The sequence below is a fragment of the Candidatus Latescibacter sp. IFSED24 genome (assembly GCF_058273205.1).
In genome coordinates this window covers 1268811-1282491 of record NZ_CM177850.1, presented here as the reverse complement: position 1 = coordinate 1282491, position 13681 = coordinate 1268811, and the positions used below count along the sequence as shown (strand labels likewise).

The 13681-nt window shown below is 69.4% G+C and carries 14 protein-coding genes; 13 read left to right on the top strand and 1 reads right to left on the bottom strand.

The window, feature by feature from the left end; all coding sequences use genetic code 11:
* Positions 1-11 precede the first annotated feature (11 nt).
* The 8 genes from IFSED24_RS05235 (at position 12) to IFSED24_RS05200 (ending at position 7652) form a co-directional block, all read left to right on the top strand.
* Complete coding sequence (locus IFSED24_RS05235) at positions 12-962, top strand: tyrosine-type recombinase/integrase (RefSeq protein WP_491334159.1); 951 nt, start codon at positions 12-14, stop codon at positions 960-962.
* Positions 963-972: 10 nt separating this feature from the next.
* Complete coding sequence (gene hslV, locus IFSED24_RS05230) at positions 973-1521, top strand: ATP-dependent protease subunit HslV (protein ID WP_491335031.1); 549 nt, start codon at positions 973-975, stop codon at positions 1519-1521.
* Positions 1522-2880 carry an ATP-dependent protease ATPase subunit HslU gene (gene hslU, locus IFSED24_RS05225; RefSeq protein WP_491334158.1) on the top strand — a complete coding sequence of 453 codons (1359 nt, stop codon included), beginning with the start codon at positions 1522-1524 and terminating at the stop codon, positions 2878-2880.
* Between the two features lie 138 nt (positions 2881-3018).
* Positions 3019-3936, top strand: coding sequence for an ornithine carbamoyltransferase (argF, locus tag IFSED24_RS05220; RefSeq protein WP_491334157.1), 918 nt, complete (start codon positions 3019-3021; stop codon positions 3934-3936).
* A 118-nt stretch (positions 3937-4054) separates the two neighbouring features.
* Positions 4055-5188 carry an Ig-like domain-containing domain gene (locus IFSED24_RS05215; protein WP_491334156.1) on the top strand — a complete coding sequence of 378 codons (1134 nt, stop codon included), beginning with the start codon at positions 4055-4057 and terminating at the stop codon, positions 5186-5188.
* Between the two features lies 1 nt (position 5189).
* Positions 5190-6002 carry a diaminopimelate epimerase gene (gene dapF, locus IFSED24_RS05210; RefSeq protein WP_491334155.1) on the top strand — a complete coding sequence of 271 codons (813 nt, stop codon included), beginning with the start codon at positions 5190-5192 and terminating at the stop codon, positions 6000-6002.
* Positions 5995-6912, top strand: coding sequence for a 4-hydroxy-tetrahydrodipicolinate synthase (gene dapA / locus IFSED24_RS05205; protein WP_491334154.1), 918 nt, complete (start codon positions 5995-5997; stop codon positions 6910-6912). Before dapF ends, dapA begins: the two co-directional genes overlap by 8 nt.
* A complete protein-coding gene (locus IFSED24_RS05200; protein WP_491334153.1) occupies positions 6909-7652 on the top strand; it encodes a 4-hydroxy-tetrahydrodipicolinate reductase in 744 nt (247 codons plus the stop codon). The genes dapA and IFSED24_RS05200 overlap by 4 nt, the downstream gene beginning before the upstream one ends.
* 83 nt (positions 7653-7735) lie before the next feature.
* On the opposite strand, the gene rpsT is transcribed toward IFSED24_RS05200, so the two are convergent.
* Positions 7736-7987 (bottom strand): 30S ribosomal protein S20, encoded by a 252-nt coding sequence (gene rpsT, locus IFSED24_RS05195; RefSeq protein WP_491334152.1) that lies wholly within the window; start codon positions 7985-7987, stop codon positions 7736-7738.
* A gap of 57 nt (positions 7988-8044) precedes the next feature.
* Between rpsT and uvrC the strand changes: the two genes are divergently transcribed.
* From uvrC to scpB, 5 genes are all read left to right on the top strand, one after another.
* Complete coding sequence (uvrC, locus tag IFSED24_RS05190; RefSeq protein ID WP_491334151.1) at positions 8045-9913, top strand: excinuclease ABC subunit UvrC; 1869 nt, start codon at positions 8045-8047, stop codon at positions 9911-9913.
* Positions 9897-10826, top strand: a complete 930-nt coding sequence (locus IFSED24_RS05185) for a tyrosine recombinase (RefSeq protein ID WP_491334150.1) — start codon at positions 9897-9899, stop codon at positions 10824-10826. The genes uvrC and IFSED24_RS05185 overlap by 17 nt, the downstream gene beginning before the upstream one ends.
* Before the next feature lie 107 nt (positions 10827-10933).
* Positions 10934-11920: a tryptophan--tRNA ligase gene (gene trpS / locus IFSED24_RS05180; protein WP_491334149.1), complete on the top strand. Its 987-nt coding sequence runs from the start codon at positions 10934-10936 to the stop codon at positions 11918-11920.
* Between the two features lie 27 nt (positions 11921-11947).
* Positions 11948-12892, top strand: a complete 945-nt coding sequence (locus IFSED24_RS05175) for a segregation and condensation protein A (RefSeq protein ID WP_491334148.1) — start codon at positions 11948-11950, stop codon at positions 12890-12892.
* Positions 12889-13674 (top strand): SMC-Scp complex subunit ScpB, encoded by a 786-nt coding sequence (gene scpB, locus IFSED24_RS05170; protein WP_491334147.1) that lies wholly within the window; start codon positions 12889-12891, stop codon positions 13672-13674. Before IFSED24_RS05175 ends, scpB begins: the two co-directional genes overlap by 4 nt.
* Positions 13675-13681 lie beyond the last annotated feature (7 nt).

The window sequence follows — 13681 nt, the reverse complement described above, 5'->3', positions numbered from 1 at the left end:
CCGGAGTGGCCATGCCCTTGCAACCGTTCCTCGACCACCTCACCGCCGAGCGCGGTCTCAGTCCGCGCACACGCGAGCATTACGCCCGCGACCTGGCGGCTTTCCTCGACACCTGCAGCGAGCTTGGCGCCATCCCGTGCGATTGCGGCCCCGAGGACTGGCCCGATCTCGCCCGCCGCGGACTCGTGCGCACCCACCTGGCGCGGCTGCGCCGCCTCGAACGCAGTCGCGCCACCATCGACCGTCACCTCGCGAGCATCCGCGCGTTCTTCCGCTGGCTCGAGCTCACCGGACGCATCGCCGCGGCGCCCGACGACCTCACCGCCAGCCGTGGCGGCCGCGAACGAAAGCTGCCCACGGTGCTCAGCGAGCAGCTCCTCGCGCAGCTCTTGACCTTGCCGGACACCGCCCGCCCCATCGGCCGCCGCGACCGTGCCCTCCTCGAGATGATCTACGGCCTGGGCCTGCGCCTCGCCGAGGTGGTGGGCCTCGACCTGGGGCAGGTCGATCTGGTGGACGGCCGCGTGCGCGTGCTGGGCAAGGGGGGCAAGGAGCGCCTCTTGCCGCTCTGCGGCTACGCCGACGAGGCGCTCCGCGCCTACCTCGCCGGACGGCTCGAGCCGCTGGACATGCTCGCCCTGAGCGATGGACGTCTCACCCGGGAGCTCGCCCGCCGGCCGGTCTTCGAGGGCCGGCCGGGCCGGCGCATCGCCCGGCGCACCGTGCAGAGCCGCGTCGCCCACTACGCCGGGGAACTCGCCGGCCTCGCGGGCGTTTCGCCTCATACGCTCCGGCACAGCTTCGCCACCCACCTGCTCGACGGGGGGGCCGGCGTCCGGGTCGTGCAGGAGCTGCTGGGTCACGGCCATCTGGCCACCACCCAGATCTACACCCACCTCAGCCGGAGCCAAGTGCGCGAGGCCTTCCAGCAGGCGCACCCGCGGGCCCGCAAGAAGGATTGATCGCATGAGCATGCCCGAGATCCGTTCCACCACCGTGATCGCCGTGCTGCGCGACGGCCAGGGCGCCATCGGCAGCGACGGCCAGGTCACCCTGGGCCAGACCGTGGCCAAGCACGGTGCCATCAAGGTGCGCCAGCTCTACCACGGCAAGGTCCTGGTCGGCTTCGCCGGCGGCGCCGCCGACGCTTTCACGCTGTGGGAGAAGTTCGAGGCCCACCTCGAGCGTTACAACGGCCACCTGCGCCGCGCCACCGTGGAGCTGGCCCGCGAGTGGCGGAGCGACCGCATCCTGCGCCGCCTCGAGGCCATGATGATCGTCATGGACAAAAGCGACGCCTACATCGTCTCGGGCAACGGCGACATCATCGAGAGCGACGACAAGATCGCCGCCATCGGTTCGGGCGGTCCGTACGCCCTGTCGGCCGGCCGCGCCCTGATGCAGAACACCGATCTGGGCGCGGAGGATATCGTGCGCAAGTCGCTGGAGATCGCCGGCGACGTCTGCATCTACACCAACCGCCACATCACCGTCCTCACCCTGGACGAGGGAGCCAAATAGATGGAGATCCGCCAGATCACCACCGACGCTCAGCTCACCTGCCCCGAGATCGTCGACCTCCTCGACCGCAACATCATCGGCCAGAACGAAGCCAAGCGCGCCGTGGCCATCGCGCTGCGCAACCGCTGGCGACGCATGCGCCTGCCCGAGGCGGTGCGCAACGAGGTGGTCCCCAACAACATCGTCCTGATCGGACCCACCGGCGTGGGCAAGACCGAGATCGCGCGCCGCCTCGCCCAGATCGGCAACCTGCCCTTCCTCAAGGTCGAGGCCACCAAGTTCACCGAGAAGGGCTACGTGGGCCGCGACGTCGACTCCATGGTGCGCGACCTGGTGGAGAACGCCATCGGCCTGGTGCGCTCGCGCAAGGAAGCTGGCGTGCGCGAGGAGATCGACCGCGCGGTGGAGGACCGCCTCATCGACCTGCTCTTCCCGCCCCTGGCCTCTCACGGTGACGATCCCGAGCGCCGCGAGCGCTGGGAGCGCAGCCGCGACAAGGTACGCGAGCAGCTCCGCCAGGGCGTGCTCGAGGACCGCAACGTCACGCTGTCCACGCGCCAGAGCAAGGTCCAGGTCGCCAACATCTTCACCTCGGCGGGCATGGAGGTGGACCCCTCCTTCGAGGAATCGCTCAAGGGCATGTTTCCCCAGAAGACCGTGGAGAAGGAGCTGTCGGTGTCGCAGGCGCGCAAGCTGATCCGCGAGGAGGAGGCCAGCCGGCGTCTGGACTCGGCGCGCCTCGAGCAGGAGGCCCTCGACCTCGCCGAGCAGGGCGGCATCATCTTCATCGACGAGATCGACAAGATCGCCGGCAAGGGCGGCGGCGGTTCGGGCCCCGACGTGAGCCGCGAGGGCGTCCAGCGCGATCTGCTGCCCATCGTCGAGGGCACCACCGTCAGCACCAAGCACGGCCCGGTGAAGACCGACCACATCCTGTTCATCGCCGCCGGCGCCTTCCACATGGCCAAGCCCAGCGACCTGATCCCCGAGTTGCAGGGCCGTTTCCCGGTGCGCGTGGAGCTGGCGAGCCTCACCGAGGAGGATTTCGTCAAGATCCTGCGCGACACCGACAGTTCGCTCCTGAAGCAGTACCAGGCGATCCTCGACGTCGACCAGTGCCAGCTCCGGTTCACCGAGGACAGCATCCACGAGCTGGCGCGCATCGCCGCCGAGCTCAACAAGCGGCTCGAGAACATCGGCGCGCGCCGGCTGCAGACCATCCTGGCGCAGCTCCTGGACGAGCTGCTGTTCGAGGTGCCGAGGGCGCGGACCGGGCCGTTCGAGGTCACCGCCGCGTTCGTGCGCGAGGGGCTGGAGGACATCATCAAGGACGAGGATCTGAGCCGTTACATCCTGTGACGAGGCGGGTGGATTTCCGGCCTCCACGTGCTATCTTGAGGTCGCTTTCACCGCCGCGGACGCCCCGGCGGCCCTGTCTCGGAACCCGACCGGCTGCCTGGACCCCGCGAGGTCCTGCGACGGCCCGAGGAGCCTGGAATGACTCCCAGCAAGAAGGATTTCCTGCGCATCAACGACTTCTCCCTGGAGGAGCTCCGCCACATCCTGGCGCTGGCCCGCGAGCAGAAGCCGCTGGCCCGCGCCCATGAACTGCCCCACAGCCACCCCAACCGCCAGCTGGCCTGCGTGTTCGCCAAGCCGAGCCTGCGCACGCGGGTGAGTTTCGAGCTGGCCATCCGGCAGCTCGGCGGCGGCTCCCTGTTCATCACGGACAAGGAGATCGGCATGGGCACGCGCGAGTCGGTGAAGGACGTGGCCAAGGTGCTCAGCCGCTTCGTCGACGGCATCATGATCCGCTGGTTCGACCAGGGCGAGGTGGACGAGCTCGCGGAGCACGCCACCGTGCCGGTGATCAACGGGCTGACCGACCTGCTGCATCCCTGCCAGGTCATGGCCGACATCCTGACCGTCGAGGAGCACCTGGGCAGCATCGACGACAAGAACGTGGTCATGGTGGGCGACGGGAACAACCTGGCCAACAGCTGGCTCAACGCTGCCAGCGTGTTCCCCTTCAACTTCACCCTGGCCTGCCCCGCGGGCTACGAGCCCGACGAGGGCATCCTGGCCGCCGCCGAGCAGGCCGGCGCCAGCTTCTGCATCATGAACGATCCGGTCAAGGCGGTGGAGGGCGCGCACGTGATCTACAGCGACGCCTTCTACAGCATGGGGCAGGAGGAGGAGGCCAAGCAGCGTCGCGCCGACTTCGCCCCGTTCCGTTTGACCAACGAACTGCTGGCCGGCGCCGACGCGAAGCACATCGTGCTGCACTGCCTGCCCGCGCACCGCGGCGAGGAGATCACCGACGAGGTGATGGACGGCCCGCACAGCGTGGTCTACGATGAGGCCGAGAATCGCCTGCATGCCCAGCGCGCAATCCTGGCGCACTTCATAAAATAGGAGGACCGCCCTGCCTCCACGCGCACATCGCCTCAAGCGCCTGCTGAGCGGGGCCTGGCTCCTGAGCCTGGCCCTGCTCTTCGCCTGCGCCAACCCCATGCCCCCGCCCGGCGGGCCGATGGACGAGGTGGCGCCCTGGCTCGCCATCGCGCTGCCCGAGAGCGCGTCGGTGGGTGCGGGCCCCATCGTCGAACTGCGCTTCCTGTTCAGCGAGAAGATGGACCGGCAGGACGCCTTCCGGTGGCTCGAGGTCTTTCCGCGCCGCACCATCCGCTCCACCAGCTGGAAGGGTTCGCGCGAGGCCGTGGTGACCCTCGACGAGCCGCTGCCGGCCGACACCGTGGTGGTGGTGGAGATCAAGCCGGGCGTCAAGGACAACCACGGCGTGCCCCAGGCCCGGGGCCGGACGTTCGTGTTCGCCACCGGCGACTCCATTCCCGGCGGCCGGATCGCCGGGTCGCTGGTGCTCGAGGACAAACCCCTCGGCGGCGGTGTGGTCGAGCTGGTCCCCGACGCGCCCGATTCGGTCCCGCTGATCCAGCGGCCGGTCCTGCGCCGGGCGGTGGCCGACTCCGCCGGCCGGTTCGTGCTGCCCTGGCTGCCAACCGACCGCGAGGGCTGGCTGCTGCGCGGCTACGACGACGGCAACAGCGATCGCCGGGCCGGCGAGAACGAGGCCCAGCGCGTCTGGCTCGACACCCTGAGGCTGTCCGCCGACCAGCCCACCCTGGATCTGGGCGTGCTCACCATCTACCAGCCGACCACCCCGGGACGCCTCGAGGGCGAGCTCGACCAGCGTCCCGACGTGCCGGGTCCCGTGGTGGCCTTCGTGCTGGCCATCGTCGAGGCGGACACGGGCTACGCGCCCGAACCGCAGCGCGCCGGGTCGCGACCCGGGATCGTGGTCCCCGACACCGGTCTGGCCGTGATCCCGGACGCCGGGCCGGGCCTGGTCCGGGCCATCTTCTTCGTCGACCTCGACGGCGACAGCCTGCTGACCGCCGTGGGCGCCGAGCGCGACACCCTCTGGCATCTGGAGCCGTGGGCGCTGCTGGACAGCCTCGCGGTGGAACCCGGCCTGCCGCGCCCCTTCCCGGCTCCGGTCTGGCCCGACACGCTCACGCCGTGGATCGTGGCCTTGCCCGACAGCACGGTCGTGGACACCCTGCAGTCGGTGCTTCCCGATACCATGGCCACCGACCGCCCGGAACCGGCCATCCCCGATTCCCTCACCGTTCCGGAGGAGGACTGACATGCCGCGGGTCCGCTTCGTGAAGATGCACGGCGCCGGCAACGATTTCATCATGCTCGACACCCGCGATCTGCCCGCCGGTCGGCGACTCGACCGCGACCTCATCGCGGCGCTCTGCCACCGCCGCACCGGGATCGGAGCCGATGGTCTGATCTTGGTGGGCGAAGACGCCGAGGCGGAATTCCGCATGACCTATTACAACGCCGACGGCGGCGAGGCCGAGATGTGCGGCAACGGAGCGCGCTGCAGCGTGGCCTTCGCCCACCGGTCGGGTCTGGTGGGGACCGACTGCCGGTTCGCCACCTTCGCCGGCGTCCTGACGGGGGCCGTCCACGGCGCCGACGACATCGCGGTCTCGCTGCCGAGCTACCGCGGCCTCGCGCTGGACCTGGCGGTGGCCGGTTCGAGTTTCGCACGGCATCATGCCTGCAACACCGGGGTTCCCCACCTGGTGATTCCCGTGGACGACGTCGGCACGGTGGACGTGGCCGAGATCGGCCGCAGACTGCGCAATCACGAGCTGTTCGCGCCGGCGGGCACCAACGTCAACTGGGTCGATCACCGCGGACCTCGCGACTCGTGGCGACTGCGCACTTACGAGCGAGGGGTCGAGGCCGAGACCCTGGCCTGCGGTACGGGAGCCTCGGCCGCGGCGGTGGTCCTGACCAGCCTGGGCGAGGCGTCCTCGCCAGTGGCCATCCACACGCGGGGAGGCGATCTTTTGACCATCAGCGTGAACCACGACGACTGCAGCCTGCAGCTCCGCGGCCCCGCCGTGGTGGCTTTCGAGGGAGAGGTGGCCATCGATGAGTGATCCGAGATCCATGCGCGAAGGGGTCTACACCGCCCTGGTCACGCCGTTCACCGCCGACGGCACGGTCGACCGCCCGGCGTGGGATAGGCTCCTGAAGCGTCAGGTCGAAGCCGGGGTCGCCGGGGTCGTGCCGGCCGGCTGTACCGGCGAGGCGGCCGTGCTCACCCGTCCGGAACGTGAGTTCCTGGTGCGTCGCGCGGTGGAGATCTGCCACGGTCACTGCCTGGTCGTGGCCGGCAGCGGCACCAACTGCACCGCCACCACCATCGAGGCCACCCGCGATGTGAAGGAGTGGGGCGCCGACGTGGCCATGCTGATCACGCCCTACTACAACAAGCCGCAACAGCACGGCCTGGTGGCGCACTACCGCAAGGTGGCGCGCGCGGTGGACATCCCGATCATGCTGTACAACGTGCCCGGCCGCACGGCCTGCAACCTGCTGCCCGAGACCGCCACCGAGCTGGCGGCCGAGGACAACATCGTGGCCATCAAGGAAGCCAGCGGCAACCTGGCCCAGATCGAGCGCGCCATCGCCTGCGCGGGCATGCAGGTCTTCTCCGGAGACGACGGCCTCAACTTCCAGATCTACGGTCTCGGCGCCAGCGGCGCCGTCAGCGTGGTCTCCAACCTGTTGCCGGGCATGGCGGTGCGCATGTGGCGGGCCTGGCGCGAGGGCGACATCGCCACCGCCTGGAAGCTCAGCCGCCTGCTCGAGCCCACGGCCCGCGCCTGCTTCGTGGAGACGAGTCCGGCGCCGGTGAAGGAATTGCTCTCGCTGGCCGGCCTCTGCCGCCGCGAGCCGCGCCTGCCGCTGATGCCGGTGACCGAGGACAGCGTCAAGTACCTGGTCCAGTTCTACGAGTCGACCCTGGCCGACCTGCTCGCTCGCGACCTGGAGGTGCGCGGATGATCCCGGTCACTGTCCACGGCGCGGCGGGGCGCATGGGTCGACTGGTCACCGCGCTGGTGGACGCGGCGGAGGATTGCGAACTGGTCGCCCTGGTGGGCGAGGTCGGCGGTGAGCGGCCCGTGGGCGAGCTCCATGCCGGTCTGCCGCTGATCGGACAGGACCGGCTGGCCGGCACCGCGCCGCCAGGCGGCGTCATCGTGGATTTCAGCCTGGCGCCGGCGCTGGCGGGGCTGATCGATCAGGGCGCCCGGATCGCGGCGCCGCTGGTGGTCGGCACCACGGGATTCAGCGAGGAGCAGCAGGCCGCGTTGCGGGCCTATGCCGAGCGCTGCGCGGTGGTGCAGGCGGCCAACTTCTCGGTGGGCATCCCCGCGCTGCAGATGGTGCTCCGTCTCCTGGCGCGCACGCTGCCCACGGGATTCGATGCGGAGCAGGTGGAGACCCACCATCGCACCAAGGTCGACCGGCCCAGCGGCACCGCCCGCTGGCTGGCCCGCGCCTGGCAGCAGGAGCGGGGGGGCGAACTGCCGCCCAGCCACAGCCAGCGCATCGGCGGCGTGGTCGGCGAGCACACCTGGAGCCTGGGGGATCAGGAAGAGACCCTGGTGCTGACCCACCGCGCCCATTCGCGCCGCGCCTTCCTGCGGGGGGTCCTGCCGTCCGTGCGCTTCGTGCAACGGGCGCAGCCGGGGCTTTATGGGCTCCAGGACGTGTTGCAGGATCTGGCGTCCGGCTCCTGACCCCGCTTCCGAACAGCAAAAAGGGGGTGCGCTGGTGAACGCACCCCAAAGGACGGAGCGAGCCGGTGGGTCTGGGTCCCGGGCTACTTGGCGGCCAGGGCGGCCAGACGGCTCTTCAGGCGGCTGGCGCGCTTGCGGGGCATGATGCCCTTGCGGACCAGGACGTCCATGCGGCTGTACATGTCCGTCAGCTGCTCCTTGCGCTCCTCGGAGCCGTCGGGCAGACTGCGGTAGGTCTTCAGCGCGCTGCGCATGGTCGCCTTGTTGACGCGGTTGCGCTCACGCCGCTTGGCGCTGGTGATCAGCCGCTTCTTGCAACTCTTGTGATGGGGCAAGGCCTTAACCTCCAATTGGTTTTCTCGGACCAAGGAAACTAAACGGGCTATTCGACGATGTCAAGCCAGAACGACGACAAGACCGGACCCGCGAGCGCGCGCCTGACGGCCAAATTGCGCCTCCTGCCGGCCGCTCCGGGGGTCTATCTGCACAAGGATCGCCAGGGCAAGGTGATCTACGTGGGCAAGGCCAAGCGCCTCAATACCCGCGTGCGCAGCTATTTCCAGGAGAGCGAGGACCGCGATCCCAAGACCCGAGCCCTGGTCCGCCACATCCACGACATCGATTACATCGCCACCGACAGCGAGACCGCCGCGCTGGTCCTGGAGAACCAGCTGATCAAGGAGTACAAGCCGCGCTACAACGTACGCCTGAAGGACGACAAGCAATACCCCTACCTGCGGATCAGCCTCGGCGAATTATACCCGCGGCTCACCGTGGTGCGCCGGATCGCCCGCGATGGCGCCCGCTACTACGGCCCCTACACCGAGGTCCGGGCCATGCGCGAGACCCTCAAGTTCGCCGCCGGCTGCTTCCAGATCCGCACCTGCAGCCTGGACCTGCCCGACCGCACCGTCGACCGGCCGTGCCTCGACCACCAGATCGGCCGTTGCACAGCGCCGTGCGTCGACTACGTCGATGCCGACCAGTATGGCGACCAGGTCCGGCAGCTCCTGGCCTTCCTCGACGGTCGCGACCAGACTGTCGTGGCCGAACTCACCGAACGCATGCACCAGCTGTCGGGCAACCTCCGGTTCGAGGACGCGGCCGCGGTGCGCGACCGCATCCGCCAGATCGAGACCACCGTGGCCTACGGGCGCAACCTCGCGGGCCTGCAGGAGGCGGTGGACGTCTGCGGGCTGGTGCGCGACGGCGAGGAGGCCTGCGGCGTGGTCCTGCGCGTGCGCGGCGGCCGGATCCTCACCACGCACCACTTCCTGATGCGCGACCGCTGGGAGGAGGGGCTGGGCGCCTTCCAGGCTCAGCTCCTGCGCGAGTACTACAGCCGCGCCGGCGATGTCCCGCCGCTGGTCCTGCTGGGCCACCCGCTGGAGGACCAGGAGACCTGGGCCGCCTGGCTCTCCCAGCTGCGCGAGGGGCCGGTCAAGCTGCACGTGCCCCGGCGTGGCCGCAAGCGCGAGGCGGTGGAGCTGGCGCAGAAGAACGCCGCCTACAAGCTCGGCGAGCGGATCCTTCGTGACACCATGCATTCGAGCCGCCAGGTGGACCCGGGCGACGTCCAGCTCCAGGAGGCTCTCGGCCTGCACAAGATCCCCGAGACCATCGAGTGCTTCGACATCTCCAACTTCCAGGGCAAGGAGACCGTGGCCTCGCTGGTCTTCTTCAAGGGTGGGCAGCCGCTCAAGGCTCGCTACCGCCGGTTCCGGATCCGGACCGTGGAAGGGGTCGACGACTTCGCCAGCATGGAGGAGGTGCTCGATCGCTACTACGCCAAGCTCGCCGCCGCGGACCAGCGGCCCGCCGACCTGGTGGTGGTCGACGGCGGCATCGGCCAGCTGGGCCGCGCTCGCGCGGTCCTGGCCCGCCATGGTTTCGCCGACACCGACCTGATCGGCCTGGCCAAGCGCGAGGAGACCATCGTCCGCGAGGAGGGCGAACTCAAGCTCTCGCGCAAGAGCGAGGCGCTGAAGCTGCTCCAGCGGGTCCGTGACGAGGCGCACCGCTTCGCCATCACCTACCACCGCCTCCTGCGCGACCAGCGCACCACCGCCAGCGAGCTCGACCTCATCCCGGGTATCGGGCGGGTGAAGAAGCTCTCGCTCCTGCATCATTTCGGTTCGGTGCAGGCGATCCGCGCCGCCACGGGCGAACAGCTGGGCGAGGTGCGCGGCCTGGGGCGGCACGATGTGGCCAGCATCCTCAACTTCTTCGAGGATCGACGGAAGCATGACCGCCATGACTGAGCGCGCCTCGGCCTGGGATCTCGCCCTCGACGGGTTCCTCGGCCACCTGGCCGCCGAGCGCGGGCTGGCGAGCGCCACCCTCGAGGCCTACCAGCGCGACCTGAAGCGGCTGCGCGCGTGGGCCGAGGCCGCCGGACACGGCGATCCGGTGGCCCTGACCGCCGGCCAGCTGCGCGAATTCCTGGTCTCGAGCGCCGACCAGCTGGCCCCGCGGTCGCGCGCCCGGCTGGTCTCCACGCTCCGTTCCTTCGGGAGCTTCCTCGCCGCCGAGGGCCTGGCGGCGGGAGATCCCGCCCGCACGCTCCAGGGCCCGCGCACCGGCCGGCGCTTGCCCGACGTCCTCACGGTGGCGCAGGTCGAGCGGCTCCTGGCGGTGGTCCAGGGCCGCGAACCCAGGGCGTTGCGCGATCGCGCCATCCTGGAGCTCCTCTACGGCTGCGGCCTGCGGGTGAGCGAACTTTGCGGGCTCGACCTCCTGGACCTGGATCAGGGCGATCGGACCCTGCGGGTGCGCGGCAAGGGCAGCAAGACGCGGGTGGTGCCCCTGGGACAGCCGGCGCTGGCGTCGCTCCTGGAGTGGCTGGCAACCGGCCGCGGCTGCCTGGCGAAGCGACCGACGCCGGCCATCTTCCTCAACGCCCGCGGCGGTCGCCTGGGTCGGGTCTCGGTCTGGTCGCTATTGAAGCGCTGCGCCCGCGAGGCCGGCCTGGCCGAGCAGGTGTCGCCGCATACGTTGCGCCACAGCTACGCCACACACCTGCTGGAGGGCGGCTGCGACCTGCGCATCGTGCAGGAACTGCTGGGCCATGCCAACATCTCCACCACCGAGATCTACACTCACGTCGACCGCAGCTTCGTCTGGGAGGCGTACCGAGGGGCCCATCCCCGGGCGCGCGGCGGCGGCCGCCGGTGACTCGGACTGGCTTTGACAGACCCCGGTGCCGATGGTACCTTCGCTGGCGTAGGAGCGGCGGGGTTCCGCCGCTTTTCGCCGATCTGGCAGATGGATGAGGTAATCGCTTGGCCGAGAAGAAGATCATCCTCAGCGGCATGCGGCCCACCGGCCGTCTCCACTGGGGCAACTATACCGGCGCCCTGGAGAACTGGCTGAAGCTGCAGGACGAGTACCGCTGCTTCTTCATGGTGGCGGACTGGCACGTCCTGACCACGGCGCTGGACCGGGCCGACGAGATCCCGGTCAACACGCGCGAGATGATCCTCGACTGGCTCGGCGCGGGTCTCGATCCCGAGGGGTCGGTCCTCTTCATCCAGTCGCAGATCAAGGAACATGCCGAGCTGTTCCTCCTTATGTCCATGTGCATCAGCATGGGCCGGCTCGAGAGGAACCCCACCTTCAAGGAGCAGGTCAAGGACCTCGACCTGAAGGGGGAGATCAGCTACGGCCACCTCGGCTACCCGGTGCTGCAGGCCGCCGATATCCTCGTCTATCGCGCCCACGCCGTCCCCGTGGGCGAGGATCAGCTGCCGCACATCGAGCTGACCCGCGAGATGGTGCGCCGCTTCAACAACCACTTCGGCGAGGTCTTCCCCGAGCCCGACGGGCTGGTGACCAAGTTCGCCCGCTTCCCCGGCACCGACGGCCGGCGCATGAGCAAGTCGCTGGGCAACACCATCGAGATCTCGGCCTCGCCCGAGGAGATCAAGCAGAAGCTCATGCCCGCGTTCACCGACCCTGCCCGGCTGCGGCGCAGCGATCCCGGCAATCCCGAGATCTGCGCCATCCACACCTATTACCAGAAGTTCATGCCCGAGGCGGCCGACGAGACCGCGGCCGAGTGCCGCAGCGCCGCCCGCGGCTGCGTGGACTGCAAGAAGCAGCTGCTGGCCGGCGTGGTCGAGCACTTCGCGCCGTTGCGCGAACGGCGCACCAGGTACGAGAACGATCCCGCGCTGGTGGACGAGATCATCGCCGCCGGGTGCGCCCGGGCCCGCGCCTCGGCGCAGGAGACCATGCGGTCCGTCCACGAGGCCATGAACATCGGCTGAGCCCAGCCGGCGAGAGAAGGAACTCACGTGATCCGACCCCGCGATGACATGCCGCCCGGCGAGGAGAGCGCCGCCACCGTCAAGGATGACGCCGTGGCCGCCGACCCCCAGGGCTGGGACGTGGAGAGCCTGCCGGCGGAACTGGATTATTTCCGCAGCAGCGAGGCCTACCAGGTCGAACTCTCGGGTTTCCAGGGCCCCATGGATCTGCTGCTCTATCTCATCCAGAAGGATGAGATCGACATCTACGACATCCCCATCAGCCGCATCACGCAGCAGTTCATCCGCCACATCGAGATCATGCACATGATCTCGCTCGATCAGGCGGGCGAGTTCATGGCCATGGCCGCCACGCTCATGGTCATCAAGATGAAGATGCTCATGCCGCGGCACCTCGAGAGCGACGAGGAGGCGGAGGAGGAGGATCCGCGCGCCGAACTGGTCCGCCGCCTGCTCGAGTACAAGCGCTTCAAGGAAGCCGCGCGCGCGTTGCAGGAGTGCGAGGCGCAGCGCGCGCAGTACCACGTGCGCCAGAGCCGCTACCCGTTCACCGAGCACCTCGACCTCGAGCCCGAGCTGCGCATCGAGATGTTCGACCTGCTCTCGGCGCTGGCGGGCATCCTCGACCGGGTCCAGGCCGCGCCGGTGCATCAGATCTTGCGCGAGCCGTTCACCGTCAACGAGAAGATCGACCTGATCCTCCGCTCGGTGCAGTCCCGCGAGACCGTGCGTTTCGAGGAGTGCTTCCAGGACGATGCCATCAAGATGGAGGTGGTGGTCACCTTCATCGCCATCCTCGAACTGGTCAAGCGCGGCCGGCTGGCCGTGTTCCAGACCCAGTCCCACGGGCCGCTCTGGCTCAAGGCGCGCGAGCACGCACCCGACGACGACGACATCGACCTGACGCCCGAGCCCGGTCCCGCGTCCGCCGCCGCCGCCACCGTCGCTGCCGAAAGCGAGTCCGACCTTTGAAGCGCGAGCTCGAAGCCCTGCTCTTCGCCACCGACAGCCCGCTGACCGCCGGGCGGCTGAAGAAGATCTTCCCCGAAGTGTCCACCGGCGACCTCAAGCAGGTCCTCAACGAGCTGGAGGACGAGTACGCCGCGGCCGGCCACGCCTTCACCATCGTGGAATTCGCCGGCGGCTGGCAGATCGCCACGCGGCCCGAGTTCGCGCCCCTGGTGGAGAAGCTGCTCAAGACGCGCAAGTACACCCGCCTGTCCCGCGCCGGACTCGAGGTCCTGGCCATCATCGCCTACCGGCAGCCCATCACCCGCCTGGAGATCGACGAGATCCGCGGGGTCCAGTCCAGCGGCGCGCTGGCCACGCTCCAGGAACGCAACCTGGTGACCGTGGTCGGCCGCAGCGAAGCGGTGGGGCACCCGCTGCTCTACGGCACCACGCGCGAATTCCTGGGCCACCTGGGCCTGCAGGGACTGTCCCAGCTGCCCGACCTGCCCACGGTCGAGGACGTGGTGGAGAACCGGGACGACCTGCGTCAGTTCGCCAGCCAGTTCGGCGAGGAGCTCACCGACGAGGACCTGGAGCGCCTACGCCAGCCGGATCCGGAAATCGAGGAACTGACCGAGTTGCCGGACGGCGCTGAGGGTGACGTGGGCCCGGTCGATGACCCGGACGCGGCCATGGTCGCGGATCCGGACCAGGACGATGGCGACGACACGGTGCCGGCCGACCCCACCGAACCCAGCGCGGAGGTGCCGGACGATGACATCGAGCAAACCCCGCGACCCTGATGGTCCG